Genomic DNA, 16291 nt, shown 5'->3' with positions numbered 1-16291 from the left:
TGAGACACAAGAATGGCCCTGGCCGTTTCATATGGTCAGGGCCATTCTTCTATTCATGGAGAGGTGAGAGTGCACGCCATGATGCGATGTGGATGGGTACCGAGAAGGACCATAACGGTGGGATCACCCGGCGGTCGACTACTCGGCACCCGACGTCCTACATTGCCGCATACCGCGCTGACCGAACCGGCCAGCGCGGGGCGACGCCGGCCCCGCAACCGTGGCCCGTCCAGTCTTTCGGGCGCCGAAGAAGGAAGCGCCACAGGGCAATTGAAATGAAGGATCGAGGGAGTTCGTCCGCAGGACGTCCGCAGTAGCTTCGCTGACCGCCAATCCGACCCGATGCCACCAACGTCCGAATGCCTGGCCAGAGCTATGGTGCCAGCACACCCAACACCACCCAAACCGGGCAAAACAGACAAGATCATCGTTCGCATCGAGAAGGTCAGGCGTTCGATTCCCCTTAGCTCCACATCGAGGAGGCCGCTCCCAATGGGAGCGGCCTCCTTTGCGTTCAACGTGGCGAGACGCTGCGGCTCGGGATGGTGTAGTCGACCGGGTCAATTAGCGGTTGCTCGGAGGTCTCCGAAGATGGCGTAAGCGTCGCCGCCCGGGTTCAGGTTGGTGACCTGGAGGCGCAGGCGGAGTGGGCGGTCGAAGTCGATGTGGATGGGGGCGGTGTCGCCGAGTTTGACGGTGGAGTCGGTGACGAGGACCTCGTCGGCATAGATCTGGAAACGCATGGCCATGCCGGACGGGGTCGCGTCGTCACGGACGCCCAGGACACCGTCGAGGTGCGCGTACTTCCGGGCGAGGTCGTATTCGACGAAGGCCAGATGGCGGCCGTCCGGATCGAGCATGATCGAACGGGTGTAGCTGGTGCCCGACACCTCGGCGGGGCCGGTGTTGAAGTTGAGATAGGTTGCGCCGTCCAGCTTTCGCAGGTCCATCAGGTACTGCACCCCGGGGACCGGGATAACCGAGGCTCCGCTGGTGGGCGTGGTGGAGGTGCGGGTGATCGGCGACGTCGAGGTCACCGTGGTCGATGTCGTCAGCGCAGTCGTGGCGGGGAGGCTCGCGGCCGGCCCGACGACGGTGGTGACGACTACCGTGCGGGTGGCCTGCGGGTGCGAGCGGTCCACCGCGACGATCGCGACGGCGCCGACCAGTACCAGCACTGCGCCGCCGAGGGCGGCGGGTACCGCGAATCGTTTCCAGCGGCCCGGACCCTTCGACAGCGCGGGTAGGTCGGCGAAGACCGAGTCGATCTGGGGCTGCGTCGCAGCGGCGTGAATGCGCGCCGCCCGCTCGTCGAATTCGGCGAGATTGATGCGGTCCGCGGCGAGGTGTTGTTTGAGGGCTTCGAACGCGCGCTCGCGTTCGACTGTTCCGATCCGCGGCTGACGGGTTTCGTCCATACTCCGGGCCTTACGTTCGATCGTGGCGATCCAGTTTTATTGTGTCAGTTGCTCATTCGAACAGCGTCGGATCACCCCATGCGAGTTCGGGGAGTCGAATCGGGCGACCGACGGCGGAAGCCATACCTGCCACTATCGGATTCTCCACCGTATCCGGACGGTAGGCGACCAAGCGTATTCGCAGTACTCGCTCCACGTTGTAATGGAGTCGGATCGGTTCGCCGAGGGTCGCGCGGACCTGTGGCTGCGGCTCGTTGTCGAGGAAGACTTGGAAGTATCCGATCTGGTTGGCGTCCTTGGCATTGTCGAGAATGCCGACCACGGTTTCGAACTCGTGGTACCGGCGGCCCAGCGTGTATTCGACGGCGCTCCTCGGATCACCGCAGAAGGCGTTGCAGCGGTGCACGATGCTGTTGCCATAGTGTTCGGCATCCAGATCCGCGCCGCCGAATATCAAGTCGGGACCGATGTTCGACGGATCCAGCACCGTGGTCAATAGCCTGGCCTTGCGGCGTACCGGTCCGGATACCGGTGTCGCGCGCGATCTTCTGGCGAATGGGGAGCCGATCCAGTCGCCGCGGGTCGGCAGGGGATGCTCCCCTTCTCCGGTGAACGCGACGAGCAGGTCGGTGATGCCGTCGACGGTGAATTCTTCGATCACGTAGCGGGTAGCGGAGTACCCCGTCAGGAAGATGGGGATTTCATCGATCGAGCGCCCGGGCAGGACCACGGGAAGAATCCGCCTGGTCTGTTCGAAGAGATTTCTGGTGAGCTCATTGCGGAGTATCGCGGCCTCGAACTGAGCGCCGCGGCCCTCGTCCGGTGCGGCCGAACCCTCTGCCCGCCTTTTGTACTCGGGCGAGGCAATGACGAGAATGAAGTCCGCCCTGGTGAGTTGATCGATCGCCCAGCTGGACCAATCGCGTCGCTCGGTGTCGTACCAGAGATCCAGGTGCACGTCGATACCGGCGTCTTCACGGAGAAAGGTCGCGAATTGCCGCACCAGTTCCTTGTGTTCCTTCGTATCGTGCGAATACGTCACGAACACTCTCGGCGACTCGCCATGGGACTCGGATGAAAACCGTTCTCCACCACCCATTGTGTCCGCCCTCAACGCCTATCACCGGTAGTACGGACGTAGCGTACGCCACGGTGACCCATTGGAAACCCCTCATTTTTCAGTCGCGTCTGATTTGTCCGCTTAATTACGGTATTGCCGTTGGTTTCTCAATACCTAACGGTCGGGATCTTGCTGACCGGTACGCCGGACACTCTGAGAAACGCTGCGCCGGGTCCATTTCCACTCCGGCATGCGATGCCGCAGGACGTAGCCGGTGACAATGGCGACCCCGCCCAGCAGGCCGAGCACTCCCAGTCCCCCGTCGCCCGCGCCGGCCGCGATCAGAAAGGTGAGCACACACACTGCGGTCGCGACCAGATACGCCACGATGTGATCCGATCCGTACCACCTGACCTGCGCTGCACGTTCCACCAACCGCCGGATCTCCGCGATGTGCGTGCGCACCTCCGAGAATTCCGCAGCCCGGAGATCGAGGTCCGCGATCCGCTCGAGCACCTTCCAGGAGGAGTCGAGCTGCGCCTGATTGGTGATGCAGCGGCCACCGTCGGCGAATTCGCTCCACCGGTCGGTGATCGAGTCGGCAAGCGCGGCGGCGAGGTGCTCCCGGAAGTACGCGTTACCCGGGTATTCGCGAACGGCCTTCTCGTAGATGGGAATAGCCAGTTCCAGATTGTCGGCATAGGTGTTCGCGATGCCGATGGCGTACAGCGGACTGCTCGGATCGAGAGCCTGTGCTCGCTCGTACGCGGCCCGGGCCCGCGTCCAATCGCGGGCGCCGCAATGAATATCGCCGAGTACGCAGTGGAACCGCGGATCGCCGGAATGCAATCGGATCGCCTCCGTGATCTCGAACAGGGCGTCATTGCCATTGTCGAGTTCGAGGGAGGCCTGGGCACGGATGTACCACGCCTCCGCGTCGCCGGGCCGTTGATGAGTCGCCTCCCGCGCGGCCATATGCGCCTGGAATCCGTCGCCGCGATCGAGGTAGTCCTGCGCTATCGAATTCCAGTCGGGGCGGGTGTCCCCGGACAGGGGCTGTGGATCCATGGGAATGTCCTGCCTGGTTCGGGCTAGAGTGCTTCGATCTTCTGAATCAGCGTGCGCCGCTTGAAGTACACGCGGTCGCAACACCCCACGATTCCCATTCGCTGCGACCACGACGACATCCAAGCGGCGACGCTGATGTTTCCGTTGTCCATCGCGGTTACCTTGACCGAGAGGACCGGTTTGTCACTGCCCACCGAACTCAGCCCGAACCCCCGCACTCGAAAGTTCATATCCCCCGGGCCGTCGACCGCGCGCCACCACACCGAACCGAAGTGGTCGTGCACCACGTCGATCACTTGGGCGTAGGGCACTTTCGCATAGGTGTCGACCTGCTTTCGAGCGCCGGCGCTGAGGAAGAACCCGAGTATCAGTACGGCGACGAACGCGACAACGAAAAGTACGAACAAAGCTTCCATCATGAACTCCTGAGCACCCTCTGTGTCTCAACCCGTGGTGATATCGCGGACCAGTTTGTTCTTGCCGGTGGTGCGGCAGAACGCCTCCGCGGACAACCGGGTCGCGGTGATCGAGGACCGGCTCGCACTCTGTCCGGTGCTGCGCAAATAGGATTCGATAATCGATTCCTTGCGCGTTTTGTCGGCGGCGAGGAAATCCTTGCAGGTCGTTTCGCCGCCCGTGGCGGACTGCATCGAACCGGACGGAGTCGAGGCGGAACCGTGGGAGTTGGAGCAGCCGCCGAGAGCGAGTGATCCGGTGGCCAATAGGGCGGCGAGAACTGCGGCGCGCTTCACGATGACTTCCTTCCGGTCGCGAATGTTGTTGCGTACAACTGCATCACGCGCGGTGGTGCAGTTCCTGGACATCTGGAAACCGCTTGAATAAACTGCACGGTGCCGCCACAGGAGCGCGGAGGTGACCGATGGCCGGAACATCGCGACGAGCCGTCGATCCGGATGTCGCGCTGGAGGATTTCGTCACCGCACTGAACCAGGCGATGCTGCGCGCCGAGAAGCAGCTCGGCACCAGCGTGAAGCGCAGGAATCTGGCCAAGCGGCTGAACATCTCGGTCGGCAGCGTCTACGCCTATCTCAAGGGAACGACGCTGCCATCGGCCTCGGTACTGGAATCGATGCTCCTCGAACTACGACTCGACGGAGCCGCCATCGGGCAGTTGCAGACCCTGCGCGACGCCGCCGAGATCGCGCGGCGAACCCGTCGCGAAGGCGGTGTGAAGCAACCATCGCTAGGCCTGTATGCCGGCGAATTACCCAGGGATATAAGAAAATTGCACGGCCGGAAGGCGGAACTCGCGCAGATTCTCGGCGTGCTTACCAGCTCGGCGCAGGCGGAGTTCGCGACGAGCACCGTGTGCGTGCTGTGCGGTGTCGGCGGTGTCGGCAAGACCGCGCTGGCGGTGCGGGCCGCCCGCAGCCTGGAGAAGGAGTTTCCCGATGGGTGCCTGTTTCTCGACCTGCGCGGATATGCCGACACCCCGGCCATGTCGACGGGCGAGGCGGCGGGCAAGCTCCTGCGTCAGTTGAAGGCGCCGCCGGAATCGGTGCCGGCTCACCAGGAAGAGCGGCTGGTCGCCCTGCGTGAGCTGCTGGCCGACAAATGCCTGCTGCTGGTACTGGACAACGTCCTCGACGCCGCGCACGTGCGGCCGCTGTTGCCCACCCACGGTGACAGTCGGGTGCTGCTCACCAGTCGCAGCAATCTCAACGGTCTCGATGATGCCCGCCGAGTGCCGATAACGCCGCTGTCGGTCAATGATTCGGCGGAATTGGCGTGCGAGCTCATCGCGGACCTGCCCGATGACCGCCGGCCATCCGAGGATCAATTGGTGGCGATGACCCGCCGGTGCCACGGGTTGCCGGTCGCCATCAAGATCGCAGCGGCGGTCGTGCACACCGAGACGTGGCCGAGCACCGCCGATGACGATGACGGGATCGAGGTCTTCCACGACGGGGACCGCGATCTCCCAGCACTGTTCGAGTACTCGGTGGCGCGGTTGGCTCCGGAGCTCGCACGTGTTTTCACCCTGCTCGGACTGCACCCCGGTCCCGACTTCGACCTGGCGGCGGTCGCCGCCATGGCCGAGGTCGACAGCGGTGTGGCGCGCCGCTCGGTGCGGCACCTGATCGAGGTCAATCTGCTCGCGTCCCCACGCTCGGGCCGTTACGAATTCCACGATCTCATCAAATCTTTCGCGCACAAGCGCGCCCACACCACGCTCACCCGCGACGAACACGCTCGGGTCCGCGCGCGGCTGGTGGATCACTACCTGTCGACCGCGGACGCGGCGGACCGCCTGCTCACCCCCACCCGGCATCGTGCGGCCATGGCCCCGTCGGTGCGGGACACAGCGGCTCCGATGCGCGAATACCGTTTCGCGATAGCGCAATTGACTGCCGACCGGGACAACCTGCTGGCCGCCGCGACCACGGCCTACGCGCTGGGCCGCGACGAGCAGTGCTGGCAGCTGGCGTTCGGGATCCGCGAATTCGCCTTCATCACGCACGATATCGACCTGTGGCTGCGCACCCACGAGCTGGCGCTGGCCGCCGCCGAGCGGTCGGCCGATGCCTATGCCGAGGCGGTGACCTGCAACAACCTCGGGCTCGCCGAGCTGTCGGGCGGTCATGTGGCGGCCGCCGCGGCACTGTACCGGCGGGCTCGTGCCCGTTTCGAACAGATCGGCGACGCCTATGGCGAGCACATCGCACTCGCGCACGAGGCATGGGCGGATTTCGTGGCGGGCGAGCCGGCGGAAGCTCGGCGCAAGAGCGCCATGGCTCTCGACTATCTGACCGCCCACGGCAAGCCGAGGAATGTGGCAATCCTGCTGCGCGACAGCGCCACGATCGAAATCGCCATGGGCCGGTATGCGGCGGCGGTGCCGATGGCGCGGGAGGCGCTCGAGGTGTTCCACGCCCAGCAGCTGCACGTCGACGAGGCGATGGCCTACAACGTGCTCGGGCGCGCCTACCGGCAGCTGGACGCCTTGCAGCAGGCAGGTGAAATGTTCTCCCGCGCCACTGAACTCGCGACACGGTCGGGGAGCATGCTGGAGCAGGCCCGCGGTTACGACGGGCTGGGTGAGATCGCCGCGGCCCAGGCCAATTGGCCCGCGGCGCGCATGCACTGGAATGAGGCGCTGGCCGGCTACACCGTGCTGCGCGACCGGCAGCGGCAGGACGAGATCCGCGCACGACTGGAAGCGTTGCCGGACACCGACGGTTGAGTCGGTGTCCGGCAGGCGGTTACGGCGCGAATGCCTTCCATTCGAACTTGCACCACTGGCACACATACTTCTGCCAGCCCTGCTTGTCCTTCTCTCCGACATCCATTCCGGTCCGCTTGGAACACTGTGGACAAATCTCGGCCATTGTCTACTCCCTTCTGGACCGTCCCATGAAGCCACGCGGCGTGGGCGTGGTGCGATACCGGCTGGAATGCACTGGAAAGAGCCGAAAAAGACTGCACGATTGCCCGATCCATGGTCGGCGACCCGTCATTAGCATCGTGTTATGTCATCGGCTCCTCGGCCGCAGTCGCACAACCACGGGATTGACACCGGGCCGTGGATAGGGTTCCTGCGCGGTGATCGTGCGGAGCAGATCCTCCGCGCCGGTGACCGTAAAGTCCCGCACCACATAGTGATCAGCGGTGCGCGGCTGCAGGAAGAGGGGAATCTCGGCCGGGGATCGGCCGGGCAACACCACCGGAAGCAGTTTGCGCTGCCACACCTCGCGGTCGCTGTGCAGCAACTCCATCAGCAGCGTGATCTCCGACCGCATGCCCAGGTTGCTCTCGCCCCCGCCCCGGCCGTCGCCAACCGATTGCGCCAGCTCCGGCATCTCAAGGGGTTCTCCGTCGGTGAGATGGCCGAGGCCGCAGGATGTTCGGCGACAACGATCGGCCAGGCCGAGCGCGGGCAACATGTGCCGAGCGAGGCCCTGGTACAGGTGTGGGACGCCGCGCTGGACGCGAACAACATCCTCAACGCGCACTATGAGGACCTCCGCTACGAGCAGCGCGAGCGACGGCGCCGCGCGAGTTACCGGACGCCCGCCGTGGCGGCACCCGCCTACCCACTGCCGGGCGACCGGACCGAGTGGATCGCGGATGTCACCATTCCGGATGGGACGTTGATGTCGCCCGGGCAGACGTTCACCAAGGTGTGGCGGATCCAGAACGCCGGGACCGTGAACTGGAATGAGCGCTATCTCAAGCGGATCGGCGCGCTCGGCGGTGTCGGCCAGGTGTCCACCCCGCGACTCACTCCGATTCCCGAGACGCCTGCGGGCCAGGAGGTCGATATCGCGCTCGCGTGCAAGGCACACATGTTGGAGGGTTCCTCCGTCGCGCACTTCAAGATGTCGGACCGGGACGGGCACCTGTTCTTCCCGACCTCCAACCCGGCGGGCATCGTCCTGTCGATCACGGTGGTGGGGAGTTGACATGCCGGCTGCGGTGATCGCGGCCTGCGCGAGCATTTTCGCGGCGGGCTTGACCTTCGTCTTGGCCCAGCGAGGCTTGATCAGTCAGGAGCGGCGGCAAGCCAGACTGCTGCGCATCAGCAGTCAACTCGCCGAGCTCTACGCTCCGCTACGCACCCTGGTGGACGTCAACGAACACGTCTGGGAGTCACTGCGAGAGTCCCAGCTGCCACCTCGCGCTCAGCGCCGCTTCGACCGGGACAACCCGGACTGGCGCCGGTGGCGCGACCACGTCCTGATGCCCGCGAACCGCGCCATGCGCGACTTGATCCTCGACCACGCCGATCTCCTTCTGGAGCCCTCTCTCCCAACCCCCCTCCGTGACTTCTGTGCCCACGTCGCATCGCTGGAAGTAGCCCTGGCGGCCGAATCCGACGGCGTCATCGCACCGCCGCTGGTCCGTCACCCCGGCGACCGCTTCGTCCGTCACGTTCGAGACTCCTACGACCACCTGATATCCGAGCGCCAACGGCTCCTGCCCGTCCGTCCCGGCGACCAATAGCCTGCCCCCTACTTCCCCGGCATCTCCTGCCGAGACTGGAAACTCGACGACCCTGCGGGCCAGAACCTCAATCGAACGACACGTCCACGCACTACGAGGGTCACCGTCCACTGACACGGCTGGCATGATCGCGGGGTGGACCTACGATTCGGTATTCAGTTGGCGCCGACGGTGACCGAGCTGCCTCAGCTGCGCGCGATGGCCAGGGTGGCGGACCGGGAAGACCTGGATCTGCTCGGCATCCAGGACCACCCGTACTCCGGCGGGCTGGCCGACACCTTCGCGGTGATCGCCACCGTGTTGGCGGAAACCGAACGGCTGCGGGTGTTTCCGGATGTGGCGAGCCTGCCACTGCGCGGGCCCGCGATGCTCGGGAAGCAGGCTGCGACCTTGGATCTCCTCAGCGGCGGACGATTCGAACTCGCCTTGGGCGCGGGCGCTTTCTGGCCGGCGATCGGCGCCATGGGCGGCCCGATGCGGTCGAATCCCGAAGCGCTGCAGGCGCTCGAGGAGGCCACCGCGATCATTCGGGCCATGTGGCATCCGGGGACGAAGGCGAAAGTCGAAGGCACGCACTACACCGTGAAGGGCGTGCAGTCCGGACCCGCGCCCGCGCATCCGGTCGGGATCTGGTTCGGCAGCGTCGGCCCCAAGGCCAACGCGCTCACCGGGCGCATCGCCGACGGCTGGGCGGCGCCCATCCCGCACTACCTGCCGTACGAGAAATGGCAAGCGACACAGGACATCATCTCTGCCGCCGCCATCGACGCGGGACGTAAACCGGCCGACATCACCCGGATGGCACAGCTCGTCGGAACGATCACCGACATTCCGGGGCCGGTCACGCTCCGCGGCGAGGAACCGATTCGCACCGACGCTGCGGGTTGGGCCCGCATTCTGGCCGATCTCGCCACGGAAACCGGCTTCGACACCTTCGTGTACTGGCCGGAGTCCGCCGACGATACCCAACTCCACCGCTGGATCGGTGACGTCGTTCCGTCCACCCGCGCCCTGTGCGCCTGACCATCCAGGGTGCGCCGATTCGGGTAGGTTCGCATCAGCTCCCCTCCCGAACGACCGCCCGTGACCTCGGCAGAGGTCGCGGGCGGTCGTCGTTTCAGGGCTGTTGGAAATCGCGGCTGTCGGGCTCGGGACAAATTCAGATGTTCTCGACCTTCGAGTCCTCGTAGGTGATTGTCACCTGTTCGACGGCCGGGCCGCTGTTTCCGGCCTCCAGGGACGGCCCCTTCCATGCCGACGGCCATGCCTTCATGAAGTGGAATCGCTTGACCGGCTTCCGCTTTCCGTCGAGCAGCGTCATCGTGATGTTTTGACGAGCAGCATCCACATCACCGTTGCAGGTTCACTATTCAGTGTTACTATCTACTGGTAGTCAGCGACACTGAGTAGTACGAGGAGGTGATCCATGGGCAAGCAGATGACGGAGCTGCTCAAGGGCACGTTGGAAGGCATTGTGCTGGCGATCCTGTCCGTGCGGTCGGCGTACGGGTACGAGATCACGGCGTGGCTGCGGGACCAGGGGTTCTCCGATATCGCCGAGGGCACCATCTACGCCCTGCTGATCAGGATCGAGAAGAAGGGCCTGGTCGACGTCGAGAAGGTCGCCTCGGAGAAGGGGCCGCCGCGCAAGGTGTTCACCCTCAACGCGCAGGGGCAGGACTATCTCGACGAGTTCCGCAGAAGCTGGAACTTCCTTTCCGAACGGCTCGAACAACTTCACGAAGGCGGCAAATAGTCATGGATATCTCGAAACTCACCGCGAAGGTGATCGGCGACCTCGGCGACAAGCGACGGTGGCGGCAGTACAAGGAGCGCGCCCGACGGCTTCCGGCGAACTACCGCACGGCGATCGACGCGTTCGAGCGGTACCTGATGGTGTACGGGCCGGGCGGCAGCGTTGCCATGTTCGAGGACCTCGCCGACCTTTTCGAGCAGAGTGCGGCGGATCGAACCCCGATCCGGGAGGTCGTCGGCGACGACCCGGTGGAATTCATCGAGACGTTCGCACGGAACTACCAGGAGGACGCGTGGGTCAACCGCGAACGGAAGCGGCTGGTCGACGCCATCGAGCGCGCCATGGGCGACGACACCGGCAGCTGATCATCGCAGTCTGAAGGGAGAGCAACCCGATGGGGAAGATCGTTCATGTCGTCCACCAGTCCCTGGACGGCTACATAGAAGGGCAGAACGGTGAATTCTACTGGCCCACCATGGATTCCGACGTCGATGCGTATTGGCGCGGACTCGCCGGCACGGCGGGGACCTTCCTCTACGGCCGGGTCACCTGGGACTTCATGTCCGAGTACTGGCCCCGCGCCGGGCAATACGCCTTCCATCCCGGCGATGCCGACTTCGCGCCGGTCTGGCTGGCCAAGCCGAAGGCCGTCGTATCACGCACGCTCGACACTGCGCCGTGGAATACTCGCGTGTTCTCCGACTCCGGGTCCCTGGCCGATGCGGCGGCTCGTGAGCAGGGGAACTTCCTCCTGTGTGGCGGGTCCGAACTCGCGTCGTCGTTGACTCGCGACGGATTGATCGACGAGTACCACATTTTCGTGCACCCGGTCCTGTTCGGCGGCGGCAAGCCCGTTTTCACCGATGTGAATGTCGGGGCGGTACTGCGATTGACCGGATCGCGGGTGCTGGACGACCAAGTCGTCCTGTTGCGCCACGAACGGCTCGGGGCACCGTGATTCGCCTCGACTGCGCTGCCGCTGCTAAGAACTCGACAATTTCGTGCGCGCGCCGGTGATGGAAGCGTCAAGGACCGAGGGGCGCCTTCCGGTTGGATATCCAATGGGAGCTCAGGCCATGTCGAAGCTGGAGGCGAGGTTATGGGCATCATCGGCGGGGAAGTCTGCCTGTCGTCGTTCCATGTGCAGTGGTCGCCGACGGAGGAGGTGTACATCGCGCGGTCCGACCGGCATCCCGGTCTCGCCGGTCGCGATGAGTGGTCCTCCCTCGCCGCCGTCGACACCCTGATGGATCTGATCGAACATCAAGGGCAGCACGATGATTGGTCGGGGCGGCCGGCCGCGTGACGCACGTGGGGCCGCCTACACCTCGATCTGTGAGCCCATGATGACCGTGCGGTTCCTGGGCAGTCCGAAGTACTCCGCCGCGTCGGCGGTGATGTGGCTGGTGGCGATGAACAGGCGTTTGCGCCAGCGGGCCATGGTGGGTTCGGGGCCGGGGCGGAGTTCGATGGTGGACAGGAAATACGAAGCCTGGGCCAAGTCCAGCGGGCCTTCGGTTTCGGCGGGGTCGAGCAATGCGAGTGCGGCTGGGACGTCGGGGGTTTCCATGTAGCCGTAGCTGGCGGTGACGTGGATGATGCCGTCTTCGCGGTAGTCCAGGTGGTCGATGGTGATGCGCTGGTCGACCGGAACCCTCGGGACCGGTTCGGTTTTGATCGACAGGAATACGACCTGCTGGTGCCGTACGTGGTTGTGCTCGACGTTGGCGCGCATGGCCAATGGGGCGGTTTCCTTGCCGCGGTTGAGGAATACCGCGGTGCCGGGGACGGTGACCGTTGCCGGTACGCCGTCCTGCAACTGGTCGATGAACACGCGCAGTGATCCTTCGCGCTGTTCGCGTTCGGCGGTGACGATTTCGCGGCCGCGCTGCCAGGTGGTCATGATGGTGAACGCGGTCAGGGCGATCAGCAGCGGCAGCCAGGCGCCGTGCACGAGCTTGGTGAGGTTCGCTGCGACGAACAGCAGGTCGACGATCAGCAGCGGGGTCGCGGCGAGCGCGATCAGCCACATGGGCGTATGCCATTTCGCCCGTGCGACATAGAAGAACAGCAGGGTGGTGATGGTGATGGTGCCGGTCACCGCCATACCGAAGGCGAAGGCCAATGCGGCCGAGCTGCGGAACGCGAACACCAGCGTCAGGACCGACACCATCAGCAGCCAGTTGATCCACGGCACGTAGATCTGCCCGATGGTCGATTCGGAGGTGTGCGCGATCCGCAGCCGCGGTAGGTAGCCGAGCTGGGCGGCCTGGGCGGCAACGGAATACGCGCCGGTGATCACCGCCTGCGAGGCGATGACCGTGGCCGCGGTGGCCAGGATGACCATCGGCAGTCGTCCCCAGCCGGGGACGAGCAGGAAGAACGGGGCGCTGGCGTTGGCGGGGTCGTCGAGGATCAGCGCCCCCTGTCCCAGGTAGCTGAGCGCGCACGCCGGGAAGACGAGGAACAGCCAGCCACGGGTGATGGCGCGACGGCCGAAATGCCCCATATCCGCGTAGAGCGCCTCGGCGCCGGTGACCGCGAGCACGATCGCGGCGAGTGCGAAGAACGCGATTCCGAAGTGGCCGAACAGGAATCCGAGCGCATAGGTGGGTGAGAGCGCCTTCAGGATTTCCGGATGCGCGGCGATGCCGGTGACGCCCAGTGCGCCGATGGTCACGAACCACACGATCATCACAGGCCCGAACATGCGGCCCACCGCCGCGGTGCCGCGCCGCTGCACGAGGAACAGCCCGACGATGATCACCGCCGTGATCGGCACGACCAGCTCCGCGAGCGAGGGCTGCACCACCTTCAAACCCTCGACGGCCGACAGCACCGAGATCGCCGGGGTGATCATGCTGTCGCCGAAGAACAGTGACGCACCGAAGATTCCGAGCGCCGACAGCGCGAGCGCGGTGCGCCGCCCGCCCGGCGCGACCCAGCGCCGCAGCAGCGTGATGAGCGCCATGATGCCGCCCTCACCCTCGTTGTCGGCGCGCATCGCCAGCAGGACGTAGGTGACGGTGACGATGATCATGACCGACCAGAACACCAGCGACACGACACCGAACACGTTGTCGCGGCTCACCGGAACCGGATGCGGGTCACCGGGGTCGAACACCGTTTGCAGGGTGTAGATCGGGCTGGTGCCGATATCGCCGAACACCACACCGAGCGCACCGACGATGACCGCCAGCCGGGCCGTGTCGTGCGCGGCGGATATGCCCGGTGTCGACTGCGTCGCGGGGGTGTCACCCGTTGCCCCCGTAGGTCGCTGCTCGGTCACAGTGGTACCTCCTCCGAGCGGGCGGCCGTGCGGATGCCCGCGAATCGTGCCGGACGTTACCGGCTCGTAGGCACAACGTCCGACACGCCCTCATTCCAGCGCGGCGGTGACCACTGCAAGGGCCGAAACGGGTGTCGGCCAACGCGACCGTGGTGCCACGGTCAGGCTCGAGACGTCGCGGCAAGCCCTCCCGCCCTGCTGCGCCGCAAGCTCAGCACTCGGCCGGCGGCTCTTCCCAAGACCGAGCGATGCTCTGCGAGCCGGCCACCATCGTGAGGAGTCCTGCTTGCGGCGGTGTTCGACAGCGCTCGTGCGACCGCCTCGCCCCGGTCGGTCAGCCGCAGCGGCCCGGGAATCGTCAGGGGCTCGTCCCAACTGCCGTGGTCATCGGTGACGAGGAGTCCATGCGCCGCGATCAGGCGGAGAGCCGACGCCAGATCCGCGCCCTGCGCCGGCACAAACCTCTGCAGAAGTGCTGTATTGCAACCAGATTCGGAAAGCATGTCGAGGATCTCGACGACATGGCAATGGGTTGCCAGCTCGTCCAGCAGCATCGGGTCATCGTGATCGCCGACCAATCGAACCATCTCCTCGTTGCCCGGAAATCCTCCGGACGGAAGATGGAAGATAGGCGCGTCCGGGCAGTGGCAACAGCTGCTTTGACGCACCCTTGGCGCTGTCGACCTGCTTCTTTGCAAGATCTATACGGCGTGATGACGAAGCCGCCGCGGCCCGTTCGGGATCGCGGCGGCTCCTGTCCTCGGCGCACCGTGACATGCCGGTGACGGGCTACGCCGGAGGTCGGTCAGCGCCGGCCGGGCTTGTGGCCGTGATTCGCCTTCTTCTTTCGGCGGGCGCGCTTCTTACTGGCGCGTTTGGATACGTATTCCTCCCAGCGGATCCCTGACTGGATCAGGCGGTGTGGGTGAGCTGGTTGCTCCATGCGGCGAGCCGCGTGCGGGCACGCGAATTACGGACCAGCGCAGCAGCTTTCGTCGGCACCGTGCCCTCGTAATAGCCACCGTTCATGACCGGCGTGCCAGGTGTGGCCAGCCGCACCAGTAGGGCTGCGGCGCTGTCGAGCGGCGCGGTGCGGTGGCTGCGCAGGCGCGGCAGGTCGATCTCGAAGTCGGCCGGATGCACGCTGACCGAGGTCAGTCCGTCCGGCCCGGTTTCGGCCAGGGAGCGGCTGAACATGGTCAGCGCCAGCTTCGACTGCGCGTAGATCGCGAATGGGGTGTAGATGCCGCGATTGCGGTCCAGATCCGAGTAGTCGATATTCCCGGCGGCATGCAGCCTCGACGTGACAGCGACGACCCGGCCCCGGGCCGCTTCGAGCGCGGGAATCAGCGCCATGGTCAGGCGGTGCGGCGCGAGATAGTTGACCTGGAGCGTCAATTCGTGCCCGTCCTCGGTGTGAGTGCGCGCATCGGGAGCCGCGATGGACGCGACATTGATCAGCGCGTCCAGGCGAGTGAACTCCGCAGCCAGGGTGCGGCCGAGTTCGTCGACCTCGGCCAGGCGGGTGAAATCGGCCTGCACCATGCGCACCTGGCCGGGCTCGGCCGTGGCCTGCAGGCGCTGCATCGTCTCGTCGGCGTGGTTCTTGTCCAGAATGTGCGCGATGACGGTATCGCCGTCGGCGATCACCCGCTGCGCCGTCGCGAAACCGAGGCGCGTATCGGCCCCGGTCACGAGGACGGTACGGGCACTGGACAGGGTTGCGGACATAGCTCTCCGATCATGAGGGGGTGGCCCGCGCCGAGGCGCGGAAGCACACGCGAGGTTCGCGATGACACTCGCGGGAGGGTGTGGAACGTCGCACTGACACTGGCGACACCTCGGCGCAGATACGCTGCGCCGCAAGGAATATGACGAACCAGTTAGGCCGGACTCGGCGGCTCGTCCTCACTCTGGAAGCCGAAGAGCTCCAAAGCGGACGGCATGCGCTCGACTCGGTACCGGGCAACGTCGACAGCCACGCGCATGACGCGACGAAGGCCGACAGTTGCAGTCACAACTGCGATATCACCCCATCAACCAACCCCGGGCAATACCTCCGGGCCCGGTTTGACGAATCTTTGACATGCCCCGACGCTGAAGCCTGGCAGCCCGCCATAACAGATCAGGCCTGCCCGCTCGCACCCGCCCACGAGCCGTGCGGCCGCTGGGTCATGCTGGTTGATTGGTCGGGCAACTACTGGTTGATTCGTCGCCATCTGCGCGGTTGATTCGTCGCGACGGATCCGATGGATTGGTCGCTACCTTCCACCGAACTCACATGCTCGGCAAGGCATACGACGGGTGAGCTTCTTCATCGCCGGCACATAGGCCATCATCGCCGCCCCAGCTCCTGCTTCAGGGCGATTGAACCGCCGATAGCCATCGGTGAAAATGGACAGCGCCGCCTTGTACCGATACCTCCGAGAAGAGCGCCGAATGTGGTTGCAGCTGGTACTCATCGCGCTGTTGGGCATTGCGGTGATCACTGTGTCGCGGCGGCTGTGGCCCTCCCGGAATCGAGGACTGAGCGCTGGCGCTGCCGACAGTGACAGCAACCCCGCACACGAGTGGGGCGGACTGGCCGGGCTACTGGTCGCAGGGTTCCAACGCTTCCTAACCCCGAGATTATGGCCACGGATCCAGCAACGACTGGACAGCCAGCGGGAGCGGCGGGAGGGGCGGCGGCGCTGAGCCTCATGGCCCCTCGGCGTGGATAGGTCGAATCGGGTGGG

General features: G+C 65.3%; 20 protein-coding genes. 9 read left to right on the top strand and 11 right to left on the bottom strand.

Going from position 1 to position 16291, the window contains the following annotated elements; genetic code table 11:
* Positions 1–560 precede the first annotated feature (560 nt).
* The 5 genes from ACFXHE_RS27670 to ACFXHE_RS27650 all read right to left on the bottom strand — a co-directional run bounded on the left by ACFXHE_RS27670 (position 561) and on the right by ACFXHE_RS27650 (position 4439).
* A complete protein-coding gene (locus ACFXHE_RS27670) occupies positions 561–1418 on the bottom strand; it encodes a DUF1707 domain-containing protein (protein ID WP_379387373.1) in 858 nt (285 codons plus the stop codon).
* Between the two features lie 52 nt (positions 1419–1470).
* The gene (locus ACFXHE_RS27665) at positions 1471–2460 is read right to left on the bottom strand and encodes an SEFIR domain-containing protein (protein WP_379387372.1); all 990 of its coding nucleotides are present in this window, start codon (positions 2458–2460) and stop codon (positions 1471–1473) included.
* A gap of 192 nt (positions 2461–2652) precedes the next feature.
* Positions 2653–3546 carry a tetratricopeptide repeat protein gene (locus ACFXHE_RS27660; RefSeq protein WP_379387371.1) on the bottom strand — a complete coding sequence of 298 codons (894 nt, stop codon included), beginning with the start codon at positions 3544–3546 and terminating at the stop codon, positions 2653–2655.
* A gap of 23 nt (positions 3547–3569) precedes the next feature.
* On the bottom strand, positions 3570–3962 hold the full coding sequence (locus tag ACFXHE_RS27655; RefSeq protein ID WP_379387370.1) for a hypothetical protein: 393 nt from the start codon (positions 3960–3962) through the stop codon (positions 3570–3572).
* Positions 3963–3989: 27 nt separating this feature from the next.
* Positions 3990–4439 (bottom strand): hypothetical protein, encoded by a 450-nt coding sequence (locus ACFXHE_RS27650; RefSeq protein ID WP_379387369.1) that lies wholly within the window; start codon positions 4437–4439, stop codon positions 3990–3992.
* Here ACFXHE_RS27650 and ACFXHE_RS27645 point away from each other — a divergent pair.
* Positions 4427–6751 carry a tetratricopeptide repeat protein gene (locus tag ACFXHE_RS27645; RefSeq protein ID WP_379387368.1) on the top strand — a complete coding sequence of 775 codons (2325 nt, stop codon included), beginning with the start codon at positions 4427–4429 and terminating at the stop codon, positions 6749–6751. The genes ACFXHE_RS27650 and ACFXHE_RS27645 overlap by 13 nt on opposite strands.
* A gap of 289 nt (positions 6752–7040) precedes the next feature.
* On the opposite strand, the gene ACFXHE_RS27640 is transcribed toward ACFXHE_RS27645, so the two are convergent.
* The gene (locus ACFXHE_RS27640; RefSeq protein WP_379387367.1) at positions 7041–7367 is read right to left on the bottom strand and encodes a hypothetical protein; all 327 of its coding nucleotides are present in this window, start codon (positions 7365–7367) and stop codon (positions 7041–7043) included.
* Between the two features lie 24 nt (positions 7368–7391).
* Between ACFXHE_RS27640 and ACFXHE_RS27635 the strand changes: the two genes are divergently transcribed.
* From ACFXHE_RS27635 to ACFXHE_RS27625, 3 genes are all read left to right on the top strand, one after another.
* Positions 7392–7970, top strand: a complete 579-nt coding sequence (locus tag ACFXHE_RS27635; protein ID WP_379387366.1) for an NBR1-Ig-like domain-containing protein — start codon at positions 7392–7394, stop codon at positions 7968–7970.
* Between the two features lies 1 nt (position 7971).
* Positions 7972–8511, top strand: a complete 540-nt coding sequence (locus ACFXHE_RS27630) for a hypothetical protein (protein WP_379387365.1) — start codon at positions 7972–7974, stop codon at positions 8509–8511.
* Between the two features lie 171 nt (positions 8512–8682).
* A complete protein-coding gene (locus ACFXHE_RS27625) occupies positions 8683–9534 on the top strand; it encodes an LLM class flavin-dependent oxidoreductase (protein WP_379387364.1) in 852 nt (283 codons plus the stop codon).
* 136 nt (positions 9535–9670) lie between these two features.
* Here ACFXHE_RS27625 and ACFXHE_RS27620 read toward each other — a convergent pair whose 3' ends face one another.
* Positions 9671–9859, bottom strand: coding sequence for a phage tail protein (locus ACFXHE_RS27620; protein ID WP_379387363.1), 189 nt, complete (start codon positions 9857–9859; stop codon positions 9671–9673).
* Between the two features lie 78 nt (positions 9860–9937).
* On the opposite strand from ACFXHE_RS27620, the gene ACFXHE_RS27615 reads away from it, so the two are divergent.
* The 4 genes from ACFXHE_RS27615 (at position 9938) to ACFXHE_RS27600 (ending at position 11573) form a co-directional block, all read left to right on the top strand.
* Positions 9938–10267: a PadR family transcriptional regulator gene (locus ACFXHE_RS27615; RefSeq protein ID WP_379387362.1), complete on the top strand. Its 330-nt coding sequence runs from the start codon at positions 9938–9940 to the stop codon at positions 10265–10267.
* 2 nt (positions 10268–10269) lie between these two features.
* Entirely contained in the window at positions 10270–10632 is a 363-nt protein-coding gene (locus tag ACFXHE_RS27610) for a DUF1048 domain-containing protein (protein WP_364614538.1), read from the top strand.
* Between the two features lie 29 nt (positions 10633–10661).
* Positions 10662–11225 (top strand): dihydrofolate reductase family protein, encoded by a 564-nt coding sequence (locus ACFXHE_RS27605; protein ID WP_379387361.1) that lies wholly within the window; start codon positions 10662–10664, stop codon positions 11223–11225.
* A gap of 141 nt (positions 11226–11366) precedes the next feature.
* On the top strand, positions 11367–11573 hold the full coding sequence (locus ACFXHE_RS27600) for a hypothetical protein (protein WP_379387360.1): 207 nt from the start codon (positions 11367–11369) through the stop codon (positions 11571–11573).
* 15 nt (positions 11574–11588) lie between these two features.
* On the opposite strand, the gene ACFXHE_RS27595 is transcribed toward ACFXHE_RS27600, so the two are convergent.
* The 4 genes from ACFXHE_RS27595 to ACFXHE_RS27580 all read right to left on the bottom strand — a co-directional run bounded on the left by ACFXHE_RS27595 (position 11589) and on the right by ACFXHE_RS27580 (position 15287).
* A complete protein-coding gene (locus tag ACFXHE_RS27595; RefSeq protein WP_379387507.1) occupies positions 11589–13493 on the bottom strand; it encodes a potassium transporter Kup in 1905 nt (634 codons plus the stop codon).
* 224 nt (positions 13494–13717) lie between these two features.
* A complete protein-coding gene (locus tag ACFXHE_RS27590; RefSeq protein ID WP_379387359.1) occupies positions 13718–14143 on the bottom strand; it encodes a hypothetical protein in 426 nt (141 codons plus the stop codon).
* A gap of 218 nt (positions 14144–14361) precedes the next feature.
* Positions 14362–14499, bottom strand: a complete 138-nt coding sequence (locus ACFXHE_RS27585; RefSeq protein WP_379387358.1) for a 50S ribosomal protein bL37 — start codon at positions 14497–14499, stop codon at positions 14362–14364.
* The gene (locus tag ACFXHE_RS27580) at positions 14469–15287 is read right to left on the bottom strand and encodes an SDR family NAD(P)-dependent oxidoreductase (RefSeq protein ID WP_379387357.1); all 819 of its coding nucleotides are present in this window, start codon (positions 15285–15287) and stop codon (positions 14469–14471) included. The genes ACFXHE_RS27585 and ACFXHE_RS27580 overlap by 31 nt, the downstream gene beginning before the upstream one ends.
* 140 nt (positions 15288–15427) lie before the next feature.
* On the opposite strand from ACFXHE_RS27580, the gene ACFXHE_RS27575 reads away from it, so the two are divergent.
* On the top strand, positions 15428–15787 hold the full coding sequence (locus ACFXHE_RS27575) for a hypothetical protein (protein WP_379387356.1): 360 nt from the start codon (positions 15428–15430) through the stop codon (positions 15785–15787).
* Positions 15788–16291 lie beyond the last annotated feature (504 nt).

This window comes from Nocardia sp. NPDC059229, from assembly GCF_042754165.1.
Lineage (GTDB): Bacteria > Actinomycetota > Actinomycetes > Mycobacteriales > Mycobacteriaceae > Nocardia.
The sequence above is the reverse complement of the archived record's forward strand: the minus strand, read 5'-3'. Positions and strand labels throughout refer to the sequence as shown.

Coding starts and splice junctions, on each gene's coding strand:
- ACFXHE_RS27670 (WP_379387373.1), bottom strand. CDS start 1,418: ATGGACGAAACCCGTCAGCCGCGGATCGGAACAGTCGAACGCGAGCGC.
- ACFXHE_RS27660 (WP_379387371.1), bottom strand. CDS start 3,546: ATGGATCCACAGCCCCTGTCCGGGGACACCCGCCCCGACTGGAATTCG.
- ACFXHE_RS27655 (WP_379387370.1), bottom strand. CDS start 3,962: ATGGAAGCTTTGTTCGTACTTTTCGTTGTCGCGTTCGTCGCCGTACTG.
- ACFXHE_RS27645 (WP_379387368.1), top strand. CDS start 4,427: ATGGCCGGAACATCGCGACGAGCCGTCGATCCGGATGTCGCGCTGGAG.
- ACFXHE_RS27650 (WP_379387369.1), bottom strand. CDS start 4,439: ATGTTCCGGCCATCGGTCACCTCCGCGCTCCTGTGGCGGCACCGTGCA.
- ACFXHE_RS27640 (WP_379387367.1), bottom strand. CDS start 7,367: ATGCCGGAGCTGGCGCAATCGGTTGGCGACGGCCGGGGCGGGGGCGAG.
- ACFXHE_RS27635 (WP_379387366.1), top strand. CDS start 7,392: ATGGCCGAGGCCGCAGGATGTTCGGCGACAACGATCGGCCAGGCCGAG.
- ACFXHE_RS27630 (WP_379387365.1), top strand. CDS start 7,972: ATGCCGGCTGCGGTGATCGCGGCCTGCGCGAGCATTTTCGCGGCGGGC.
- ACFXHE_RS27615 (WP_379387362.1), top strand. CDS start 9,938: ATGGGCAAGCAGATGACGGAGCTGCTCAAGGGCACGTTGGAAGGCATT.
- ACFXHE_RS27610 (WP_364614538.1), top strand. CDS start 10,270: ATGGATATCTCGAAACTCACCGCGAAGGTGATCGGCGACCTCGGCGAC.
- ACFXHE_RS27605 (WP_379387361.1), top strand. CDS start 10,662: ATGGGGAAGATCGTTCATGTCGTCCACCAGTCCCTGGACGGCTACATA.
- ACFXHE_RS27600 (WP_379387360.1), top strand. CDS start 11,367: ATGGGCATCATCGGCGGGGAAGTCTGCCTGTCGTCGTTCCATGTGCAG.
- ACFXHE_RS27590 (WP_379387359.1), bottom strand. CDS start 14,143: ATGGTTCGATTGGTCGGCGATCACGATGACCCGATGCTGCTGGACGAG.
- ACFXHE_RS27585 (WP_379387358.1), bottom strand. CDS start 14,499: ATGGAGCAACCAGCTCACCCACACCGCCTGATCCAGTCAGGGATCCGC.
- ACFXHE_RS27580 (WP_379387357.1), bottom strand. CDS start 15,287: ATGTCCGCAACCCTGTCCAGTGCCCGTACCGTCCTCGTGACCGGGGCC.
- ACFXHE_RS27575 (WP_379387356.1), top strand. CDS start 15,428: ATGACGAACCAGTTAGGCCGGACTCGGCGGCTCGTCCTCACTCTGGAA.